Source organism: Ginsengibacter hankyongi, from assembly GCF_008710285.1.
Classification (GTDB): Bacteria; Bacteroidota; Bacteroidia; order Chitinophagales; family Chitinophagaceae; genus Ginsengibacter; species Ginsengibacter hankyongi.
The window spans coordinates 1,056,252-1,077,137 of sequence record NZ_VYQF01000001.1 but is presented as its reverse complement, the minus strand read 5'-3'; the positions used below and the strand labels follow the sequence as shown (position 1 = coordinate 1,077,137).

Here is a 20,886-nt window from a genome sequence, read left to right as displayed (position 1 = left end):
AGATATAGTTAAAACTATGTTCTATGCAATGCATAGTACATTGAATGGCATAATACCGTGTTCAATGGTAGAAATTCATGTATAAATGGCTATCGAAAATTGGTCAGCAGAAGCTGAATAATGAATGGAATAGTTTGTAAAGGCCAATAGGTAAAAGGAATAAAAAAGTGCTGTAGCAAGCAGCACTTGTAAAACTGGTTTTTCGTAATCAGGACTAACGATTTCTATTTAATTGAGATTGTGTTTCACCTGTCAAGCAGGCTCAACGCAATTGAACTAAAGCGATTTTTTAAAATAGTTAGAAATAGTTAGTGAAATCAAGGGTAAACGTCAATCTCCAGGGACGAAATTTGAAGTGCTATCGTAGATTATAAATATTGATTATTTATTTGTTAAAAATATTAACAGAACGGGACTTTGCAAAATTTCAAATAAGAAAGTTCTAACAAGTTTTGCACTCACTTAATATTTACCACTATTTGTACGAGATAAAAATCTAAATCTATAAACTTAGATTCCATTTAGAGATGAAACTAAAACGGATAGTCAATTCCTATTGTGGCATTAAAATTTTGATACCTCCATTCACGATCGCTAAGCGACGTTCCGAAAAGATGTTTAAGTGTAACATTAGGAATTTGCCAGCCATCGTTCTCTGGCACATCAGGTCGTTTGAACCGTAAGCCCACATCAAATCTTATGAGGAAATATGTAAAATCAAATCGGAAACCTACGCCTGAAGCCACTCCCAATTGTTTATACAAATTTTTAAATTTAAATTGAGTAGGGTCATTAGTACCATCAGGCGTGGTATTTTTAAAATTCCAGATATTGCCGATATCAGTGAAGAGTGCCATTTTAAAAAAGATTGCATTGGAAAAGAGAGGTGCCACATTAAAACGATATTCCGCATTTCCTTCTAACTGAATATCCCCGGTTCGATCATTAAACAAACTATTGGAATAGGCGGCCAGTGGCTGGCCACCAACACCAATACCTCTTACGGGCCACGCACGCATACTGTTAGGGCCGCCGCCAAAGTATTGTTTAAAAAAAGGTAATGTAGTATCACTTTTTGAAAGTGGAATGCCAACGCCTGCAAAAGCACCAAAAACAATTGCTGATCTGGGGTGATTGATAGTGTAGGTATATTTAATATCTGTTTTTATAAATTCTTTCAAATATTGGTTAAAAAAATTTCCGTTTTGCGGAGTTTTCTTGCGCTGCTTTAGTAAACCCCAAATCAATCCTGATTCTTCAAGATTCGCTTTCAAATTACCGACAAGCTTTGGATTTTTTGGATTGATGTACGTTGAAGAATAACTCAGGCTCTGGCCCATAACCAATGCAGTATTAAAAGAGTATCGCAAAAATGGATACAACTTTAAAGTGCTGTCAAAGCTTTCTGACCTGTTATAAATTCTTCGGTAATCGAAATTAAAAGGCTTATAACTCCAGATGTGATTTTCTTTATTGGTCCAATTATATCCCAGGCCGATATTAAATATTTGTTGGTCAAAAAAATCAATTCTGTTAATTAATGAAAGATTGGTGTTTATAAACGTCTGCTTGGTGAGTAATTTTTTCCTGTTCAGTTTTTTAAACGGAGTGACAAATTTTGGAAACAAAATATTATTGGTATAACCTATCTCTGTAGAGTTTATGAGTGTGCCGTTGCTATTTCGATGAGCAGTATTAAATTCTACTCCGGCCCTTACTGCATTAGTCATGCGTGCTGCCTGTTCCCAGAGATTGCGGTTAGTTAACGAAAGGTTCCCGGCTACGCCAAGCAGGTTTCCCGAATTAGATGTTGAAATAGTTGTAGTTGTATTGGCTGAATAGCTCAGTTCAATATTCCCTTCAAATGCATATTTTTTTATAGGGTTAAGTTTAATAACAATGTCCAGCAGGTTGGTATCTTTCTTCTCTAAAATATCAATGGTTGGACTTTCCCATGCGCCCAATTTATAAAAACCATTAATTGTTTTGAGATAATTATCCTGGCTAAATACATCTCCTTTTTTCAAGTAAAGATGAGTCCCTGGTATATAAAATTTGTATAATCTTTGATGATATCTTGTAATATAATTTGTGGAAATATGCTCCTGTAAACTGCTGTCAGTATATTGTTCGCCGGGAACATAGTCTGGCAAAACATAAATATTATCGATATAATATTTTTGCAGTTTCGAGCTGTCTGGTAAATTATTTAATTGAAAACCCAGCCTTATGGTTGGCTTGTCTCTTTTTTGACTTGCTTCTTCCAGTAAACGCAATTGTTCAAAAGGGTCTTCTGCAACCGATGTAAGGGCTTCAATTGAAGTATCGCCGGTTACCCTTATTTCATCCGCGGTAAATTTATAATACCCATTGTTTCGGTACAGATCAACAAGCCTTCCCGTTTCAAACTGTATAGCGCTTTTCGTAACAGGCGTATTTTTTTGTAAAAGGGATTCCTTTTTCGTGGACAAAGCAAGCTTTTCCAATTCAGGGTTTGAAAAAAGATAAGCGAGCGTATCTACGAGTGTACGGATACCGGCAATAACACTATAATTGATAATAACACGTTTTTGGCCATTTCTATGTATTACAGTGTCATAAGTGTAAGAAACTTTCGGGTTATAATAGCCGAGATTTACCATTGCAGTTTTCATGTTGTTTGCTGATCGAATAACAGCACTAGTGTCAAAAGCAGGAGGTTTGGTAATTTTATGAAAAATAAAAAACGCATCCGTTACCTTAACTTTTGCGCTATCATCAAGTTGAGTATTCAACTTGGAATTAACGGTTACTTTATCATCTTTGCTTAAGTCGGGTGCGGTAAGCGTTATATTATTTTTAAAAATGAAAGGGCTATTTTTTTGATATTTACGAACAGATGTAAAACCTGAATATTTTTTGGAGGTGGTACAACCAGAGAAAAATATAAGCGCTATAGCAAGAAAGAAAAGAGGAAATATTTTAATACGGATTATTCCATTCATATAAAAGCCATGTTGAGCAAAAAGATTGTCAAATATATTCAAAGTTTAAGCCATAAAAAATTCAGGGACGAAGAGAATGCGTTTATTGCAGAGGGGCCGAAAGTGGTTGCAGAGTTTTTATCCGGGCGAAATTTGAACTGTAAAATATTATGTGCATATGGCGATTGGCTTGCCGCCAATAAAAATTTATTGAATAACATATTGCCGGGAAACATTTATGAAATTGATGAAATGTCCCTGCAAAAAATATCGCTTTTAAAAACCCCAAATAGGGTGGTGGCTGTTTTTGAAAAAAAACTCACTAAAAAACTTCCCAGGCTTGAAAATAAATTATCATTAATGCTCGATGATATACAGGATCCCGGAAATCTTGGAACCATCATTCGTATTGCAGATTGGTTTGGTATAGAAAATATTATTTGTAGCGAAAATTGTGTTGATTGTTATAATCCGAAAGTGGTGCAATCAACTATGGGCAGCCTTGTTCGTGTAGATGTATGGTATACATCGTTATTGTCATTTATTGATGAGCATAAAAATATTAGCGTTTATGCCGCAGCGTTATCCGGTATTTCTTTAAATGATTGCAAGAAAATAAAGGCAGGAATTATTCTGATCGGTAATGAATCTACAGGAATAAAAGAAGAACTATTGAATAAGGCGACACAAAAAATAACTATTCCAAAATACGGACATGCCGAATCGTTAAACGCTGCTGTGGCAACGGGAATAATTTTAGCGCAGGTAAAATTATAAGATAATTCCTCTCCTACGGAGAAGGGGTGGGGTAAGGTTATCTAAACTCGATTGCTTTCACCGGCTGTATCTTTCTTACCAGCAATGAAGGAATAATAAGCATTATAAAACAAATAGCTAACGTTGCACCGTCAACGGCTGCAACCTGCCACCATACTACATCTGCATGTGCCACTTTCATATAGTAAGCGTCTTCATCAAGTTTAATGAAACCAGTTGCTTCCTGCAGGTAACATATTCCTAAACCCAATATAGTTCCGGCAATAATGCCTGTAAAAGCGATAATGGACGTATTGTATAAAAATATTTTTTGAATCGTAATATTAGGAGCTCCCAATGCTTTTAGTATTCCCGTCATTTTTGTTCTTTCTAAAACAAGAATAATAAGGCAGGTGATTAAATTAACAACAGCAACTACCATCATTATACCCAGCAAAATACTTTTTATTCTTCCCTGCAAATTGAGCCAGTCAAAAATATTGGGATAAATCTCCTGTATGGTTTTACTGTACCATTTCCCGGGCAAAGCATCAGAATCAAATAAATAATTGTTTACCGAATCTGTTTGCTTATAGTCTTTTAAAAAGATCTCGTATCCGCCAATTTCAGTGGAATCCCAGTCGTTAAGCTTTTGAATTAATTTGAGATCTCCGAGGCAAAAATTTTGGTCATATTCATCTATTCCTGTTTTAAATATCCCTGCAATTTTTAATTTTCGTGCACGCTGGCTTCCATCACGTTGTATAAAAAGAATAATCACGCTGTCATTTACATTTACTTCAAGCTGGTTGGCGGTATATGCTGAAATGTCAATGTCTTTACTATAACCACTATCATTAAACGAGAGCCATTTTCCTTGTTCTAAAAAAAAATTGATCCTGCTGAAATGAAAACTGCTGTCAATCCCTTTCATCAACACGCTTTCAATATTATCCTTATATCGAATAACAGACGATTTTGTTGCATAACGTTCTACACTTTTTACCTGTGGTAAATGGTTCAGGAAATTTTCGAGTGTATCATTTTTCTCAATCGGGTATTCTTCTGCAATGTTTGCCTGTGCCATTACATTTTGCTGTACCCTGATGTGTCCCCAAAAACTGAACACTTTATTGCTTATCACATTTTGGAAACCATTAACAAAGCTTAATGCAACTATCATAACCGCAACACTTATCATGGTAGCGGTAATTGCCAAACCAATGATGAATCGTGAAAAAGTTTTTTGCCTGTTAAAAGCTATACGCTTTGCAATAAATGAAGAAACATTCAAACGCCTTAAATTTGGTATCTTGTAAAACTAATTTTTTTTAAAACATTTTAATGAAATCAATAAAGATTGCTTCCTTTCTTTTAATAAATTTTATTTTTTTATTTTTTACGGCACATACAATTGCCTTGGCCCCGGATAGTATTTATGTGAATAATATTCGCACAGTAAGGTTATACAATTATGGGGATCAGCTTAGCATGCCCGTGATAAAATTAAACAGCGGTGACCAGCTGGAACTTCATTTTGATGATTTGGATGCTGATGTAAAATATTATTATTATACTTACCAGCTTTGTAATAATGATTGGACGCCTGTTGATATTAACCAGTTTGATTACATAAAAGGTTTTACCCAACTGCGGATATCCGCTTACCGTTTTTCTTCAATCGCTCTTACCAGGTACACGCATTACCAAGCGGTAATTCCCGACAGGAGCGGATATCCTACACGTTCAGGAAATTATATTTTAAAAGTGTATTTGAATGGAGACACATCGCAAATTGCCTTTACAAAAAGATTAATGGTAGTAGACAATAGAGCATCTATTTTGGCAAGAGTTATTCAACCATTTACTCCTGATCTTTTTCAAACGCATCAAAGAATTCAGTTTACAGTTGATATAAAAGGTATTGATGCATTTAATGCAGGGCAACAGGTAAAAGTTGTAATTCTTAAAAATTTTCGTTGGGATGATGCCCTGAAGAACTTTCCGCCAACTTTTATCCGGGGAACTACTTTGGAATACAATTCAGAAAACATTGGCATTTTTCCCGGTGGTAAAGAATGGCGTTGGCTGGATATTACCGATTTTCATTTGCAAAGTGAAAGAGTGCAAAACGCAGATTATAATAAGGGCTCAACAGAAATATACCTGAAACCCGATGGACCTTTAAATGGTCAACGATATATATATTACCGTGACTATAACGGAATGTTTGTATCATCATCTGTACGGGGTTATAATCCTTTATGGGAAACAGATTATGCTACGGTTCATTTTTATTTCGTTCCTACTAGCGGTGTAGCATACCCTGACAAAAATATTTATCTTTTCGGCCAGTTAACCAATTACAATTTTGCCGACAGCCTGAAAATGGTTTTTAATCCAGACAAAAATGTTTATGAAACGCATCTTTTGTTAAAACAGGGGTATTATGATTATACCTACGAAGCTGTTGATAAAAATAATCCCGGGATACGCAATGAATTAGATGGCAATTATTACGAAACAGAAAACCTTTATACAATTTTAGTTTATTATAAATCATTTACGGATCGTTCGGATCAACTAATAGGATTTGCAACGTTTGATTCCAGGACAGATAAACCGGGGCTGAGTTTCTAAATAATCACTTAGTTAAATCTTTACCCTAATAATTAATTCTCAATTCATTCAATTCGCATAATTAGTCTGATTTGTTCTTATATTTGCAGCCGGCAAGTCTTATACGGCCAGCTCCTACAGAACTCCCCCAGGATCGGAAGATAGCAAGGGTATGTGGTTGAGCGGTGCGATGTAAGTAACTTGCCGATTTTTTTTACAATCAATTTACCTGTGTTTCCAGGAATTTATAACTCCACAGTTTTAACTCAATTTTTAACTTCGCAAAAATTCTTTAATAAAGAAATATCTTCGCAGAATTATTTAAATAATTAAAAAAGTAATTAATCATGAAATTTTTTATCGATACAGCAAATCTTGATGAGATAAAGGAAGCCAACGATTTGGGTATTTTAGATGGTGTCACTACCAATCCATCATTAATGGCAAAAGTAGGAATTAAAGGAAAAGACGCAGTGATGAACCACTACAAAACAATTTGTGAAATGGTTGATGGAGATATTAGTGCCGAAGTTGTTACAACAGAATTTAAGACAATAATTGAAGAAGGAAAAAAACTTGCGGCGATTCATAAAAATATTGTGGTAAAAGTACCCATGATACCGGATGGCGTTAAAGCAATAAAATGGTTTACTGATAATGGAATACGCACGAATTGTACTTTAATTTTTAGTGCAGGCCAGGCAATGCTTGCAGCAAAAGCTGGTGCAGCTTACGTTTCACCGTTCATAGGGAGAATTGATGATAGCGGCTGGGACGGCCTGGAACTTATCCAACAGATTTCCCACATTTTCCAGGTGCAGGGTTTCGAATCAGAAATTCTTGCGGCATCTATTCGTAGTTCTCTTCATATTATTAAATGTGCCGAAGCAGGTGCTGACGTTTGTACTTGCCCGTTAGAATCAATTATTGGTTTAACAAAACATCCTTTAACTGATATTGGACTTGCAAAATTTGTTGCGGACGCAAAGAAATTTGCATAACTCATAAATATAAAAAGGCCCTCCTAATGGAAATTAGCAGGGCCTTCTTATTTGTGTTTTCAAGGGATTAACTTTTTTTGCGTGAACGCCTTGAATTGGTTCGTGACTCGTTCAACAATTCATCCAGCGTTTTTAATTTTTCAGCATCGGGTTTTTTCTTGACAAACATTATAAACTCTTTATGAATTAACGGGTTTGATTTAAGAAAAACCTTTATAAAAACGTTTTCATGTTTGAAATCAGGATCAATCCAAAGGCTGTTACCATAAAATTTCCCCATTGAAGAACTAAAGCTTATGTCTGCAGTGTCGAGCGGAACAAATTGGCCGCTGGATAATTTACCATCAATATTTATATAATTATAAGTTCCTTTCTTTAAACTGTCTGTGTATAGATCAACATAAATGCTATCTATTTTTTGCCCCTTCACTTCAATAGAAAATAATAATAGAAAAAATAATATTGTCTTCAATAATAACGTTTTCAAAAAGACAGCATTATTCATTTGAAAGGTTGCATTTGTTTTGAGATTTATAGATTGCTTCACAATGATCGAAAAGTATGTTAATAAATTCACGCAATAATTTAGTCATAACACCAGTCCTTTTTTAAAAATTTATTTGTTATTTAATATTTTTCATTACATCTTTGCTGTGCAAATGAAAATTAAAAATACATATAATAGCTGGTGGCAATCAATCTCCTGATTGTGCCGCATAGCTTTATTTGTATATTAAATAAATATTACGCCCCGGCACTAAGCCGGGGTTTTTTTATGTTATGAAGAAAATAGAATTATCTACTACGTACAAGAAATTATTGGCAGATGTATATACGCCTGTTGGAATATACCTGCGCCTTCGCGACCGTTTCCGGGATACGGTTTTATTGGAAAGCACCGATTTTCATGTAGGGGAAAACAGTTTTTCCATTATTGGAATCAATGCAATTGCGGGCATTGAAATAAGCAACTACCAGGAAATTGAATTTAAGTTACCATCACAGAATATTCAAAAAATTAAAATTACAAACGATACAAAAGTTGCAGATGAGCTATGGAAATTTATGCAATATTTTGCTATCGGTGAGCTAGTATCACTCCCTGTAAGTAAGGCTCAGGGATTATTTGGCTATATAACTTTTGATGCTATACAATTTTTTGAAGAAATAAAATTTAAGGCGTTAAGAGAGAGTGAGCATCCTCAAATTCCACTCGTTCGTTATCGTTTATACCAGTACGTTATAGTTATCAATCATTTTAAAGATGAACTTTTTATTTGTGAAAATCATATAAAAGGAATTGAGAGTGAAATTGATATTGTGGAGAGTCTTATTAAAAGTAAAGATGTTCCTGCTTACCCTTTTGCGGTTGTGCAAAAAGAAACATCTTCTTTAAGTGATGAAGAATATATGAACATGGTTAAGAAAGGAATTGCCAGTTGTGCAAGAGGAGATGTTTTCCAGGTGGTACTAAGCCGTAAATTCCGGCAAAAATTTTCGGGAGATGAATTTAATGTGTACCGGGCATTGAGAAATATTAACCCCAGCCCTTATCTTTTTTATTTTGATTATGGTGATTATCGATTGTTCGGAAGTAGCCCCGAAAGCCAGCTAATCGTTCAAAATAATATAGCTGTCGTACACCCTATCGCTGGTACTTTTAAGAGGACAGGGAATGATGCTGTTGACGAAGACCTTGCTGAAAAATTGGCGAAAGACGAAAAGGAAAATGCCGAGCACGTAATGCTGGTCGATCTTGCCCGTAACGATTTGAGCCGTTTATGTAATGAAGTAAAGGTTACCCGTTTTTGCGAGGTTCAATATTTTTCACATGTTATTCATTTGGTAAGTGAGGTTAAGGGTAAAGTCCCTGAAAACAGTAATCCGTTTGATTTATTGGGAGTTACTTTTCCCGCCGGTACATTAAGCGGTGCACCAAAATATAAAGCCATGCAGCTTATTGATGAATTTGAAAAAGATGCAAGAGGATATTACGGAGGTTGTATTGGTTTCGTTGGATTTAACGGAAGCATTAACCATGCTATTATGATACGTACCTTTTTAAGTAAACAAAATAATCTTATTTACAGGGCAGGAGCCGGCATTGTTGCTGCGTCTAACCCTACGAGTGAGTTGCAGGAAGTTACCAATAAATTAAACGCACTTACATTAGCAATTAAATCTGCAGAAAAAATATAGAGAATGAAAATTTTGATTTTTGATAATTATGATTCTTTCACCTACAACCTTGTTCATGTTGTTGAAAAAGTAATTAATGATAAGGTTGAAGTATATCGTAACGATAAAATACCACTTGAAAAAGTAAAGGAGTATGATAAAATAATTTTATCGCCGGGCCCCGGAATCCCGGTTGAATCCGGACTTTTGCTGCCACTTATAAAAGAATATGCTTCTTCTAAATCCATACTAGGAGTATGTCTCGGCCAGCAAGCAATTGGTGAAGCCTTTGGTGGAAGCCTCGTAAATTTAACAACGGTATATCACGGTGTGGCCACAAAAATTAAAGTGAATGCTGAAAGAACGAAATCCGAAAATGATATATTTAATTCGTTAGATAATGAACTGGAAGTTGGCCGCTATCATTCATGGATTGTAAGTAAAGAAAATTTTCCTGCTGCTCTTGAAATAACTGCGGAGGATGAAAATGGATATATAATGGCTTTGCGACATAAAACTTTTGATGTGCAGGGCGTACAATTTCATCCGGAAAGCGTGTTAACGCCCATGGGTGAATTGATGATGCGTAACTGGTTAAAATAGTAGTATGAAAGAGATTCTTAAATATTTATTTGAGCATAAAACTTTATCAAGGGATAAAGCAAAGGAAATACTCGTGAATATTTCCAAAGGAATATATTCTGATGCTGAAATTGCATCGTTTACAACGGTGTACCTTATGCGCAGTATCACCATTCCTGAATTACTTGGTTTTCGGGATGCACTGATTGAATTGTGCGTTCCAGTTGACTTAAAAGCCTTTAGTGTATTGGATATTGTTGGTACAGGCGGTGATGGAAAAAATACCTTTAATATATCTACGCTGAGTTGTTTTATTGTTGCCGGTACGGGTCAAAAAATTGCAAAGCATGGTAATTACGGCGCTTCTTCTATAAGCGGTGCAAGTAATGTAATGGAAGCCCATGGTTATAAATTTTCATCTGATAGTAAAAAATTATTGAATGAAGTTGACAAGGCAAATATTTGTTTTATGCATGCGCCCTTATTTCATCCTGCTTTAAAAGTGGTTGGCCCGGTAAGAAAAAATCTTGGTGTGCGCACTTTTTTTAATATGCTTGGCCCAATGGTAAATCCTGCTTTGCCCGAAGTGCAGGTTATCGGTGTCTACAACCTTGAAATGGCGCGCATTTATTCCTATTTGCTTCAGCAATCAAATGCTAAATTTACAATCGTTCACAGCCTCGATGGTTACGACGAAATTTCATTAACCGGCGATACAAAAATCATAACCAATGACGGTGAAAAAATTTGTACGGCAGAATCATTAGGAAAGAGAATGGTGAGCGCTGAAGATATTTATGGCGGTAATTCAACAGAGGAAGCTGCTAAAATATTTTTGAAGATTTTGAAAGGAGAGGGTAGCTGGGCGCAAAATGCAGTTGTAATTGCAAATGCTGCAATAGCCTTATCTTCAACGGGAAATTTCCAGGATTATGAACATTGTTATGAGTTGGCGGTTGAGAGTCTTGAAAGTGGAAAAGCATATCAATCTTTTGTAAAATTAATAAGCCTTCAGTAGATGAATATTTTGGACACTATAATTGCAAAAAAGAAAATAGAAGTTGCGGAAAGAAAGAGAAACAAGAGTATTTCCGAGTTGGAAAATGGCCGGTTCTTTAGAAATGAAACGCTGTCTTTTAAAGAGTATTTATTAAGAGAAGATAAAACAGGAATCATTGCAGAATATAAAAGAAAATCCCCGTCAAAAGGAATTATAAATGACAGGACTTCTGTTACAGAAGTAACAACGGCATATGCAAAATATGGCGCCAGCGCAATTTCGGTTCTTACTGATGAAGAATTTTTTGGTGGTTCTTTAAATGATTTGTTAGAATCAACAATTAATGAGGTTCCATTATTGAGAAAAGATTTTATTATTGATGAATACCAATTGATAGAATCAAAATCTTATGGGGCTGCAGTAATATTATTGATAGCGGCATGTCTAACAAAAGATGAAGTAAAGACTTTGGCTTCTTTGGCAAAAAATATTGGTTTGAATGTTTTACTTGAAATTCACAATGAGCAGGAACTTGCCCATATTTGCAATGATGTAGATGTTGTTGGAGTTAATAACCGTGATCTTAAAAGTTTTACTGTAGATATTAACCGCTCGATAGAATTAAGTAACCAAATACCTGCTGGTAAAGTAAAAATTTCAGAAAGTGGTATTGATAATGCCGAATCAATAAAGCTTTTAAAAGAACATGGTTTTAATGGATTTTTAATTGGAGAAAGATTTATGAAAGAAGAAGATCCCGGAGCCGCATTTCAATATTTTGCCCATGAGTTGGGTTCAGTGAATAAAATGGGAGTATAAGAGTATTACATAAATCAAAAAAACTAATTCGTGTAATTCGTGAAAATCGAAAAATTGGTGTGACAAAAATTAGAGTAACAAAAATTTAAAAATGAAATTAAAAGTTTGTGGGATCACGCAATTGGAACAGTTGAAACAATTGGATGAAATTGGTGTAAACTATGCAGGGCTTATATTTTATAAACAGTCTGCAAGGTGTGTAATTAATAAATTAAACGCGGAGGATGTTCGGCCCCTGGAACTTGCATTGAAGAAAATTGGGGTATTTGTAAATGCCGACGAAGAATATATCATGAATCAGGTGGAAGATTTTGCACTGGATATCGTTCAACTACACGGAGATGAAACACCGGGATTTTGTAAAACTATAAGCGATCGTATTACTGTTATAAAAGCTTTTAGAATCACGCAATCCAATGAGCAAAATATTGACTGGATGATAAAACCGTATGAAGAATATTGTGATTATTACCTGTTTGATACCAACCGTAAAAATGCCTATGGAGGAACAGGCGAAAAATTTGATTGGAAAATTTTGCAGCAAAATAAAATTAATAAGCCGTTTTTTTTAAGCGGTGGTATCACCCTAAATGATGTTGAGAAACTGAAAGCATTTGACCATCCTTTTTTTTATTGTGTTGATGTAAACAGCAGAATGGAGATTTCCGAAGGTGTAAAAGATATGCAGGCAGTAAAAACTATGGCTGAGGAATTATTAGAAAAAAATAGTTGATTAAGATAAAATGAAAACAAAAGAAATTTTTGAAGTTGATAAGAATGGCTACTACGGAGAGTTTGGAGGCGCATACATTCCGGAAATGTTACATAATAATGTTCAGCATCTGAAAGACAATTATTTGAAAATTATTAAGGAAGAAAAATTCAAAAAGGAATTTACTTCGCTGTTAAAAGATTATGTAGGAAGGCCCACGCCACTTTACTTAGCGGCAAGGCTGAGTGAAAAATATCATACTAACATTTACTTAAAGCGTGAAGATCTTTGCCACACCGGTGCTCATAAAATCAATAATACAATTGGGCAAATTTTATTGGCAGAGCGACTTGGAAAGAAAAGAATTATTGCAGAAACGGGAGCCGGACAGCATGGTGTTGCCACTGCAACAGTGTGCGCTTTAAAAGGACTTGAGTGTATTGTTTATATGGGCGAAAAAGATATTGCACGGCAGGCACCTAATGTTGCAAGAATGAAGATGCTTGGCGCTAAAGTTATTCCTGCAGTGAGTGGAAGCAAAACGCTGAAAGATGCGACCAATGAGGCTATACGCGATTGGATCAATAATCCCGATGATACACATTATATAATTGGCAGCGTCGTTGGGCCGCATCCATATCCTGATATGGTCGCTCGCTTTCAAAGCATAATAAGTAAAGAAATTAAAAAGCAACTGAAGGAAAAAACAGGCAACCAATTACCTGGTTATATGATCGCTTGTGTAGGCGGAGGAAGCAACGCGGCGGGAGCTTTTTATCATTTTTTAAATCATAAGTCAGTTCAGCTAATTGCAGTGGAAGCTGCAGGCGAAGGTATTAATAGCGGTATGAGTGCTGCGACAACCCAATTGGGGACCAATGGAATTTTACACGGAAGTAAAAGCCTCGTGATGCAAACACAGGATGGGCAGGTTATAGAACCACACAGCATTTCAGCAGGGCTGGATTACCCTGGCATTGGCCCGATGCATGCCCACTTATTCGAAAGTAAGCGAGCAACATTTATGAGTGCAACTGATGAAGAAGCGCTGGAATCGGCATTTGAACTGGCAAAGCTGGAAGGGATTATTCCTGCATTGGAATCTGCACATGCATTATATGTTTTGAATAAAATAAAATTTAAAATAGATGATGTAGTAATTGTAAATCTTAGCGGGAGAGGAGACAAGGATATGGATACATATATGAAGCATATTACTACGCAATAACTTTTGGCAAGTTTTAAATTTTCCAAAAGTTAGAATATCAAAATCAATAGCATTTTTTGAATGATGAACAGGATAAAAAAATTATTTTCTGATAAGAAAAAAAATATTGTAAGTATATATTTTACTGCAGGCTTTCCTGAATTGAATGATACGAACACAATTCTTAATGTTTTGCAAAAACATGGAGCTGACCTTATTGAAATTGGAATGCCATACAGCGATCCCTTGGCTGATGGGCCTGTTATTCAGCATAGCAGTATGAAGGCTTTGCAGAATGGAATGTCGATTAAACTATTATTTGACCAACTCAATAAGTATTCTAATTCCCCTTCAGGAGTTAAGGCCCCATTAATTTTAATGGGATATCTCAACCCGGTTTTACAGTACGGTATAGAAAAATTTTGCAGCGATGCACATAAAGCCGGAATTGATGGAATAATTTTACCGGACCTTCCATTGCATGAATATGAAATCGAATACAAAAATATTTTTGAAAAATATAAGCTCGATTTTATTTTTTTAATTACGCCCGAAACAAGCGAAAAAAGAATACGAAAGATTGATGCGTTGAGCAAAGGATTTATATATGCAGTTTCATCTTCTTCGATCACTGGTTCTGATAAAGATATGAGCGCTCAGGAAGAATATTTTCAAAGGCTTAGAGACATGAAGCTTAACAATCCAATTTTGATTGGTTTTGGTATTAAAGACAATAAAACATTTTTACAAGCCTGCAAACATGCTGCAGGAGCCATTATTGGCACGGCCTACATTAAAGCAATTGAAAATTCAAATGATATTGAAGCCGATACCGAAAAATTTCTTAACTCAATTTTAGGCGCAACTATTGCGTCATAGACTCGTATTCACTTAAAAAAAATTAAATTTGTTATCCAATAAAAAATCATGAAAAAAATATTTATACTTCTTCTTGTTATTCCTATTTTTAGTTTTTCACAAATAAAAAAGAAAACTGAGCCACATATACAAAATGGTTTCGTAATTACAGGCGATGTTACAGGTTTTCCTAATGGTACAGCTGTATCTTTTTTAAATGACGAAACCGGGCAACCAGAGCAACAGACAACAATTGAGAATGCAAAATTTGTTATCAAGGGACAAATGCCTCAACCATCTTTTAAAGTTTTAGTTTTTGGTAATCAGCCACCTGCGGTGCCCTTATTTTTAGATAATAGTAATATAAAAATATCAGGCGATAAAAACACAATCGATAAGCTTTCTATTACGGGCTCTCCGTCTCATGAACAATACAAAGAATATGTAAATGCTATTCAGCCTTATTTAAAAATATTTGGCGATGATGCAGTATACGATTCCAATGCAACTAACGCGGTTGAAAAAATAAGCAGTGATTTTGTGAAAAAACATCCTGCCTCTTATGTTGCGCCCCTTGCAATTATTCGCTTAATCCAGGCTACACAAAATGGTTTAAAAGCGGAGGAACTTTATAAGTTAATGGCCGGCCCTGTCCAGGCAAGCCAACTGGGTCAATATGTTAATCAGCAAATACAGGAATCAAAAATAAATGCAATAGGCTCCGTTGTAAAAGATTTTTCGCAGAACGATACTTCAGGCAAAGCAGTAAATTTTTCTTCTTTTAGAGGTAAGTATGTTTTGCTCGATTTTTGGGCAAGCTGGTGCAGGCCTTGCCGCATGGAGAATCCAAATGTGGTGGCAGCCTACAATAAATTTCATGATAAGAATTTTACTATCCTCAGCGTATCGCTCGACCAGGCCAAACCAGCATGGCTAAACGCAATTCAGATGGATGGCCTTACCTGGAATCATGTAAGTGATTTGAAAGGATGGAACAATGAAGTAGCCGGCCTTTTTCAAATACGCAGCATACCTCAAAATCTTTTGATTGATCCGCAAGGAAAAATAATTGCAAAGAACTTAAGAGGACCTTTGCTGGAAAATAAACTCGATCAGATTTTCAAATAACCATCAACGAAAGAATTGCAAACTGTCTTTACATCGTACGCCATGCTCACATTAGCTGTCTTTTATACAACTGCACCGCATTTTCCAAACCAAAATATAATGCATCGCAAATAAGTGCATGGCCAATAGAAACTTCGAGTAGCCCCGGAATATTTTCAGCAAAATATTTTAAATTGTTTAAATCTAAATCATGACCGGCATTAATTCCTAAGCCGAGCTCATTTGCTTTTTTAGCAGCTTCTACATATGGGCTAATCGCCTGTTGCTTATTACCCATAGCATATTCCTTTGCATAACCTTCGGTATATAGTTCAATCCTGTCTGTGCCTGTTTCCTTTGCTCCAATTAGCATATTTATATCAGGATCAACAAAAATAGAAACCCTGATTCCCGCTTTGTGAAACACAGAAATTATATTGATCAAATAGTCTTTGTTCTTTATAGTGTCCCAGCCGTGGTCAGAAGTAAGTTGTCCTTCTGCGTCAGGAACGAGTGTTACCTGTTCTGGTTTATTCGCAAGAACCAAGTCAACGAATTTTTGTTCTTTAGGATTGCCTTCAATATTAAATTCCGTTGTTATAATTTTTTTTAGTTCAAATACATCAGCATAACGGATGTGCCTTTCATCAGGACGTGGATGCACCGTTATTCCTTCTGCTCCAAAATTCTGGATATCAATAGCAGCTTTAATTACATTGGGATTGTTGCCCCCGCGGGAATTGCGAAGAGTAGCAATTTTATTTATATTGACGGAGAGCTTAGCCATATCATTTGAAAATTGTCACCTTTTTTTTACAAAGAATACAAAGTTATGTATGAATTTTGAAGTGCAATGAAAGACCTCACAGGTTTTTAAAATCTGTGAGGTCTGCTTTAATATAATAATTTAATGCAATGATCCACTTTAATGCTGTTATAAAAAAATTTGCTGCGCAGGGTGAAAAAACCGGCTGGTCTTATATTGAAATTCCAGAAGAGATCGCTTCAAAAATTAAGCCCGGTTATAAAAAGTCTTTCAGGGTAAAGGGATCATTGGATAATTACGCAATTGAACGCACAAGCCTGTTACCAATGGGTGGCGGTAGTTTTATTATTCCTATAAATGCTACTATTCGTAGAGCTTTGGGCAAAAGAAAGGGAGCTATTGTTAAAGTAAGCTTTACTGAAGATCCAAGAGAAGTTGAGATAAAAAAAACATTTTTGGTGTGTCTTGCTGATGAGCCTGAAGCATTGGAATTTTTTAATTCTTTACCCGGAAGCCATCGTAATTATTTTAGTAAATGGATCGAAAGTGCGAAAACGGAGCAAACCAAAGCCGGCCGAATAGCCAGGGCCGTTACAGCACTATCACGCAAACTTGGCTACCCTGAAATGATGCGAATGGCGAAAGAAGAAAAGTTGAGGTAAATAAATATTATGGTTATTCATTCTTCTTTTTCAACAATAAAACTTATATTAGGTAAAGCTATTACTATCTCTTTCGCCTGCTGCTTCCTCTCCTTTATTAATTTTTAAACAACCTGTAACATGAAAAAATTTTCATTTCTTTTGATGGCGTTGGTGTTGGTAATTTCCTGTAATGAATCAAAAAAGGGAATCCCTAAAAACGCCGACTGGCTGGCAGACAATTTATCCGGCAAAGTAGAACAAACAACTGACTCCACCTTTAAAACAGACAGCACCGGGAAAATCGGCGAGCTTGATTCCTGCTGCGTTACTTCAACAAAATATGATGACAAAGGTTATGCATCGGGCTACACATCTGTTAACAAAGCTGGTACCAGTAAGGACGAGGGTACCTTTACCCATGATGAAAACGGTTTATTTACTGGTCAAAAATTTACTAAAAACGGTAAGCAAATGTCGTCACTTATCGTAAAGAATAAGGATGGCAAATACTCCGGTGCCACCAGTTTTGATTCGGCAAATAAGATGGATTTTTATTACACAGATATTACCGCAAATGATTACGATCGCGTCACTGCATTTAAGCAATATAAACCAGACAGCACGTTAAAATCAAGCATGTCATTTAATTACAACAATCAATTTCTTAAAGATCAAAGTGCAAAAGATAGTGTGGGCAAAGAAATATCTTCTTTTGCTCAAACGTACGATGAAAAGAATAACGTGATTGAATCAATTTATAAAGAAATTAAAATGGATTCTGCAACAAAAAAAGATTCAACTATCACCACTATTACAAAATACCGTTATGATAAGTTAGATGAAAAAGGTAACTGGACACAACGAACTGAAATGGATAAAGATGGTAAGCCCGTGAAAGTTGTTAAGCGAACCATCACGTATTACAAAGAATGATACAAGTTCTTTTCTTTTTATAAAGCATGATGGATGAATTCGATTCATTTATCATGCTTTTGTATTTTTACACCTTAATGCATTTCCCGGAATCAAATTCTTTTTATTCAATTTAGTTTTTAAATGCCGCAACATGTTTTAGAAAGAAGGCTTGGCCTTGGCCAGGCTACTGCCATAAATATGACTGATATGGTTGGTATCGGTCCATTCATTACAATGCCAATGGTTATTGGTATGATGAATGGCCCGTATTTTTTATATGCATGGGTTGCCGGGGCCCTTCTTTCAATTGTTGATGCTATGATATGGAGTGAGCTGGGTGCGGCATTTCCTAAAGCGGGAGGTTCCTATAATTTTTTAAAAGAAGCATACGGAAAAAATGGCGCGGGCAAAATGATGAGTTTTTTATTCGTGTGGCAAACAATGATTCAGGCACCGTTAGTTATTGCTTCTGCTGCGATCGGGTTTGCGAAATATTTTTCTTATCTCGTACCACTTACTTCCATCACAGAAAAAATTGTAAGTGGTAGCGTGGTAGTTTTAATAATCATTTTATTATATAGAAAGATTGAATCGATTGGCAAAATAAGCATGTTTCTTTGGAGTGGTGTTATCATCACCATGTTCTGGATTATTGGCGGCGGCATTGCACATGGAAATTTTTTAACGCCTATAAAAAATATTAATACAGGCATACATTTGGATTACGCTTTTGTTACTGCAATAGGTTTTGCAAGTGTAAAATCTGTTTATAGTTACCTCGGTTATTATAACGTTTGTCATTTGGGTAGCGAAATAAAAAACCCTTCTAAAAATATTCCACGCAGTATGTTTATATCCATAGCGGGTATTGCTTTTTTGTATTTAATGATGAATATAAGTGTAGTAAGTGTTATTCCCTGGCAGCATGCAAAAGACAGCAAATTTGTTGTGAGTGAGTTTATACAAATACTCGCGGGCAATGGCGCTGCTAAAGTTGCAACCTGTTTAATTTTGTGGGTTGCATTTGCATCAGTTTTTTCTGCAACGCTGGGCTACAGCCGTATTCCGTATGCTGCAGCCGCTGATGGAGAATTCTTCGAGATTTTTAGTAAGCTTCATTCAACAAAAAATTTTCCCTATGTCTCTTTATTGTTTATGGGAGGCCTAGCATTTGTGTTCAGCCAGGTTTTTGTATCCGATTTAAGTAAAGTTATCAGCGCTATATTAGCCATGCGCATTATGATTCAATTCATAGGACAGGCGATTGGTTTGTTATTATTGAGAAGTAAAAAAAACGAAATTGAATTTCCCTATAAGATGCCTTTATTTCCTGTGCCTGTAATTCTTGCAATTGCTATGTGGATTTTTATTTTAATTTCCACAGGGAGTAAACTAATGAATTGGGGATTATTCATAATCGGTTTAGGAACGATTGTTTATTTTATAAAAGCAAAGATTAAGGCAGAGTGGCCTTTTAAAAATAATTAATTACCTACATTTTATTTCTCAAACTCACAATCTCTCTTTGCATCTCTTCTATTCTTTCGAGCAAATAATTGATTGTTTCAATTCCTTCGATATTTATATCAAGGTCATAATGAAGCCGCACAAATTTTTCGAGCTTATGTATTTCATCCGGGTGAATATAGGTTGAGCTTTGAACTGATGTAACACTTATCAATCCTGAGTTTTCCAACGAGCTGATAAATGAATACTCAATATTATGATGTATGCAAAAATCATTGGCGGGTATTAATTCTTCCTGCTCCATTTCAAAATTTTTAAGTTTTATAATTTCGATAGTTCAGTAAATAATTGCTTTTGTTTTTCGGTTAAGTTAGTCGGGATTTTTATATTCCACGTCAGGTATAAATCTCCATGCTCTCCTTCTTTTTTATAAACAGGGAATCCCTTTCCTTTCAACCTTACTTTTGTTCCATTCTGCGTACCGGCATTTACTTTTAGCTTAATTTTTCCATCCATTGTATCAACGGTTTTTTCTCCGCCAAGTAAAGCTGTATATAAATCAATATCTTCTGTTTTATATAAATCATTACCATCACGCTTAAACGAAGTATTATTGCTAATAACAAATGTTATGAGTAAATCTCCGTTAGGTCCGCCGTTAGCGCCTGGACTACCGTAACCTTTCAATCGTATAACCTGGCCGTTCTCAACGCCGGCAGGTATAGTTATTCTAACATTCTTGCCATTGATGGTAAGAGTTTGCTGATGAGTTTTAGATGCATCGGTTAAGGACAAATGCAGTTCGGCACTATAATCCTGCCCCCGATATTTTGCCTGGCTTCTTTTCCTTCCTCCGGAACCACCAAATAACGATTCAAAAAAATCGGAAAATGCGGAATCATCATCAGATGAATAAGTATAGCCACCCCCAAAGTTCTCCCCGCCAAAGCCTCCTCCGCCGAAACCTCGCGAGCCCTGTTGTTGCTTTGCTTTTTCAAACTGGTCAGCATGTTTCCAATCCTGCCCATACTGGTCATATTTCTTTCTTTTTTCAGGATCACTCAATACTTCATTAGCTTCATTTATCTGCTGAAATTTCTTATGAGCTTCTTTGTCGTTGGGGTTCAGGTCGGGATGAAGCTTTCGGGCTAGTTTGCGATAGGCTTTCTTTATATCATCTGCTGACGCATTTTTAGCTACTCCAAGTGTTTTATAATAATCAACAAAATCCATTATATTAGTTTAGCTTTTAAATTTAATCCTCAATAAAATTAAGCGTTATTAAAATAACA

General features: G+C 35.7%; 20 protein-coding genes and 1 other RNA gene. 15 read left to right on the top strand and 6 right to left on the bottom strand.

From position 1 onward, the window contains the following. Window positions 1-533: 533 nt before the first annotated feature. A complete protein-coding gene (tamL, locus tag FW778_RS04440; protein ID WP_150413378.1) occupies window positions 534-2,984 on the bottom strand; it encodes a translocation and assembly module lipoprotein TamL in 2,451 nt (816 codons plus the stop codon). 9 nt (window positions 2,985-2,993) lie between these two features. Here tamL and FW778_RS04435 point away from each other — a divergent pair, with 9 nt between their 5' ends. After that, entirely contained in the window at window positions 2,994-3,740 is a 747-nt protein-coding gene (locus FW778_RS04435; RefSeq protein WP_150413377.1) for a TrmH family RNA methyltransferase, read from the top strand. A gap of 37 nt (window positions 3,741-3,777) precedes the next feature. Here FW778_RS04435 and FW778_RS04430 read toward each other — a convergent pair whose 3' ends face one another. Further along, window positions 3,778-5,013, bottom strand: coding sequence for an ABC transporter permease (locus tag FW778_RS04430; protein ID WP_150413376.1), 1,236 nt, complete (start codon window positions 5,011-5,013; stop codon window positions 3,778-3,780). 50 nt (window positions 5,014-5,063) lie between these two features. Between FW778_RS04430 and FW778_RS04425 the strand changes: the two genes are divergently transcribed. From FW778_RS04425 to fsa, 3 genes are all read left to right on the top strand, one after another. Continuing rightward, a complete protein-coding gene (locus FW778_RS04425) occupies window positions 5,064-6,359 on the top strand; it encodes a type IX secretion system plug protein (protein WP_150413375.1) in 1,296 nt (431 codons plus the stop codon). A 90-nt stretch (window positions 6,360-6,449) separates the two neighbouring features. Further along, an RNA gene (gene ffs, locus FW778_RS04420) (signal recognition particle sRNA small type) lies at window positions 6,450-6,548 on the top strand. Window positions 6,549-6,685: 137 nt separating this feature from the next. Beyond that, window positions 6,686-7,339, top strand: coding sequence for a fructose-6-phosphate aldolase (gene fsa / locus FW778_RS04415; RefSeq protein WP_150413374.1), 654 nt, complete (start codon window positions 6,686-6,688; stop codon window positions 7,337-7,339). Between the two features lie 67 nt (window positions 7,340-7,406). Here the strand turns inward: fsa and FW778_RS04410 are convergent, their stop codons facing one another. Beyond that, window positions 7,407-7,811, bottom strand: coding sequence for a hypothetical protein (locus FW778_RS04410; RefSeq protein ID WP_150413373.1), 405 nt, complete (start codon window positions 7,809-7,811; stop codon window positions 7,407-7,409). Between the two features lie 308 nt (window positions 7,812-8,119). Here FW778_RS04410 and FW778_RS04405 point away from each other — a divergent pair, with 308 nt between their 5' ends. The 8 genes from FW778_RS04405 to FW778_RS04370 all read left to right on the top strand — a co-directional run bounded on the left by FW778_RS04405 (window position 8,120) and on the right by FW778_RS04370 (window position 15,823). Beyond that, window positions 8,120-9,538: an anthranilate synthase component I family protein gene (locus FW778_RS04405; RefSeq protein ID WP_150413372.1), complete on the top strand. Its 1,419-nt coding sequence runs from the start codon at window positions 8,120-8,122 to the stop codon at window positions 9,536-9,538. Window positions 9,539-9,541: 3 nt separating this feature from the next. Continuing rightward, window positions 9,542-10,120: an anthranilate synthase component II gene (locus FW778_RS04400; protein ID WP_150413371.1), complete on the top strand. Its 579-nt coding sequence runs from the start codon at window positions 9,542-9,544 to the stop codon at window positions 10,118-10,120. A gap of 4 nt (window positions 10,121-10,124) precedes the next feature. After that, window positions 10,125-11,117 (top strand): anthranilate phosphoribosyltransferase, encoded by a 993-nt coding sequence (gene trpD, locus FW778_RS04395; RefSeq protein WP_150413370.1) that lies wholly within the window; start codon window positions 10,125-10,127, stop codon window positions 11,115-11,117. Next, a complete protein-coding gene (gene trpC / locus FW778_RS04390; RefSeq protein WP_150413369.1) occupies window positions 11,118-11,918 on the top strand; it encodes an indole-3-glycerol phosphate synthase TrpC in 801 nt (266 codons plus the stop codon). A gap of 91 nt (window positions 11,919-12,009) precedes the next feature. Further along, on the top strand, window positions 12,010-12,651 hold the full coding sequence (locus FW778_RS04385) for a phosphoribosylanthranilate isomerase (protein ID WP_150413368.1): 642 nt from the start codon (window positions 12,010-12,012) through the stop codon (window positions 12,649-12,651). Between the two features lie 10 nt (window positions 12,652-12,661). After that, complete coding sequence (gene trpB, locus FW778_RS04380) at window positions 12,662-13,858, top strand: tryptophan synthase subunit beta (RefSeq protein ID WP_150413367.1); 1,197 nt, start codon at window positions 12,662-12,664, stop codon at window positions 13,856-13,858. A gap of 60 nt (window positions 13,859-13,918) precedes the next feature. Further along, on the top strand, window positions 13,919-14,716 hold the full coding sequence (trpA, locus tag FW778_RS04375) for a tryptophan synthase subunit alpha (RefSeq protein WP_317132370.1): 798 nt from the start codon (window positions 13,919-13,921) through the stop codon (window positions 14,714-14,716). Window positions 14,717-14,764: 48 nt separating this feature from the next. Beyond that, a complete protein-coding gene (locus tag FW778_RS04370; protein WP_150413366.1) occupies window positions 14,765-15,823 on the top strand; it encodes a TlpA disulfide reductase family protein in 1,059 nt (352 codons plus the stop codon). A 46-nt stretch (window positions 15,824-15,869) separates the two neighbouring features. Here FW778_RS04370 and FW778_RS04365 read toward each other — a convergent pair whose 3' ends face one another. Further along, window positions 15,870-16,589, bottom strand: coding sequence for a pyridoxine 5'-phosphate synthase (locus FW778_RS04365; protein WP_150413365.1), 720 nt, complete (start codon window positions 16,587-16,589; stop codon window positions 15,870-15,872). 128 nt (window positions 16,590-16,717) lie between these two features. Here FW778_RS04365 and FW778_RS04360 point away from each other — a divergent pair, with 128 nt between their 5' ends. From FW778_RS04360 to FW778_RS04350, 3 genes are all read left to right on the top strand, one after another. Then, the gene (locus tag FW778_RS04360; protein ID WP_150413364.1) at window positions 16,718-17,230 is read left to right on the top strand and encodes a YdeI/OmpD-associated family protein; all 513 of its coding nucleotides are present in this window, start codon (window positions 16,718-16,720) and stop codon (window positions 17,228-17,230) included. Window positions 17,231-17,350: 120 nt separating this feature from the next. Beyond that, window positions 17,351-18,145 carry a hypothetical protein gene (locus FW778_RS04355; protein ID WP_150413363.1) on the top strand — a complete coding sequence of 265 codons (795 nt, stop codon included), beginning with the start codon at window positions 17,351-17,353 and terminating at the stop codon, window positions 18,143-18,145. A 123-nt stretch (window positions 18,146-18,268) separates the two neighbouring features. Then, window positions 18,269-19,615 (top strand): APC family permease, encoded by a 1,347-nt coding sequence (locus FW778_RS04350; RefSeq protein ID WP_150413362.1) that lies wholly within the window; start codon window positions 18,269-18,271, stop codon window positions 19,613-19,615. A 4-nt stretch (window positions 19,616-19,619) separates the two neighbouring features. Here FW778_RS04350 and FW778_RS04345 read toward each other — a convergent pair whose 3' ends face one another. Together FW778_RS04345 and FW778_RS04340 are read right to left on the bottom strand one after the other, a co-directional pair. Beyond that, window positions 19,620-19,898 (bottom strand): chaperone modulator CbpM, encoded by a 279-nt coding sequence (locus FW778_RS04345; protein WP_150413361.1) that lies wholly within the window; start codon window positions 19,896-19,898, stop codon window positions 19,620-19,622. A 17-nt stretch (window positions 19,899-19,915) separates the two neighbouring features. Beyond that, on the bottom strand, window positions 19,916-20,827 hold the full coding sequence (locus tag FW778_RS04340; protein ID WP_150413360.1) for a DnaJ C-terminal domain-containing protein: 912 nt from the start codon (window positions 20,825-20,827) through the stop codon (window positions 19,916-19,918). Between the last annotated feature and the right edge of the window lie 59 nt (window positions 20,828-20,886).

What these genes read in the sequence shown, in the direction of transcription:
- tamL (WP_150413378.1), bottom strand. Translation starts at nt 2,984, where the DNA reads ATGAATGGAATAATCCGTATTAAAATATTTCCTCTTTTCTTTCTTGCT.
- FW778_RS04435 (WP_150413377.1), top strand. Translation starts at nt 2,994, where the DNA reads ATGTTGAGCAAAAAGATTGTCAAATATATTCAAAGTTTAAGCCATAAA.
- FW778_RS04425 (WP_150413375.1), top strand. Translation starts at nt 5,064, where the DNA reads ATGAAATCAATAAAGATTGCTTCCTTTCTTTTAATAAATTTTATTTTT.
- fsa (WP_150413374.1), top strand. Translation starts at nt 6,686, where the DNA reads ATGAAATTTTTTATCGATACAGCAAATCTTGATGAGATAAAGGAAGCC.
- FW778_RS04405 (WP_150413372.1), top strand. Translation starts at nt 8,120, where the DNA reads ATGAAGAAAATAGAATTATCTACTACGTACAAGAAATTATTGGCAGAT.
- FW778_RS04400 (WP_150413371.1), top strand. Translation starts at nt 9,542, where the DNA reads ATGAAAATTTTGATTTTTGATAATTATGATTCTTTCACCTACAACCTT.
- trpD (WP_150413370.1), top strand. Translation starts at nt 10,125, where the DNA reads ATGAAAGAGATTCTTAAATATTTATTTGAGCATAAAACTTTATCAAGG.
- trpC (WP_150413369.1), top strand. Translation starts at nt 11,118, where the DNA reads ATGAATATTTTGGACACTATAATTGCAAAAAAGAAAATAGAAGTTGCG.
- FW778_RS04385 (WP_150413368.1), top strand. Translation starts at nt 12,010, where the DNA reads ATGAAATTAAAAGTTTGTGGGATCACGCAATTGGAACAGTTGAAACAA.
- trpB (WP_150413367.1), top strand. Translation starts at nt 12,662, where the DNA reads ATGAAAACAAAAGAAATTTTTGAAGTTGATAAGAATGGCTACTACGGA.
- trpA (WP_317132370.1), top strand. Translation starts at nt 13,919, where the DNA reads ATGATGAACAGGATAAAAAAATTATTTTCTGATAAGAAAAAAAATATT.
- FW778_RS04370 (WP_150413366.1), top strand. Translation starts at nt 14,765, where the DNA reads ATGAAAAAAATATTTATACTTCTTCTTGTTATTCCTATTTTTAGTTTT.
- FW778_RS04365 (WP_150413365.1), bottom strand. Translation starts at nt 16,589, where the DNA reads ATGGCTAAGCTCTCCGTCAATATAAATAAAATTGCTACTCTTCGCAAT.
- FW778_RS04360 (WP_150413364.1), top strand. Translation starts at nt 16,718, where the DNA reads ATGATCCACTTTAATGCTGTTATAAAAAAATTTGCTGCGCAGGGTGAA.
- FW778_RS04355 (WP_150413363.1), top strand. Translation starts at nt 17,351, where the DNA reads ATGAAAAAATTTTCATTTCTTTTGATGGCGTTGGTGTTGGTAATTTCC.
- FW778_RS04350 (WP_150413362.1), top strand. Translation starts at nt 18,269, where the DNA reads ATGCCGCAACATGTTTTAGAAAGAAGGCTTGGCCTTGGCCAGGCTACT.
- FW778_RS04345 (WP_150413361.1), bottom strand. Translation starts at nt 19,898, where the DNA reads ATGGAGCAGGAAGAATTAATACCCGCCAATGATTTTTGCATACATCAT.
- FW778_RS04340 (WP_150413360.1), bottom strand. Translation starts at nt 20,827, where the DNA reads ATGGATTTTGTTGATTATTATAAAACACTTGGAGTAGCTAAAAATGCG.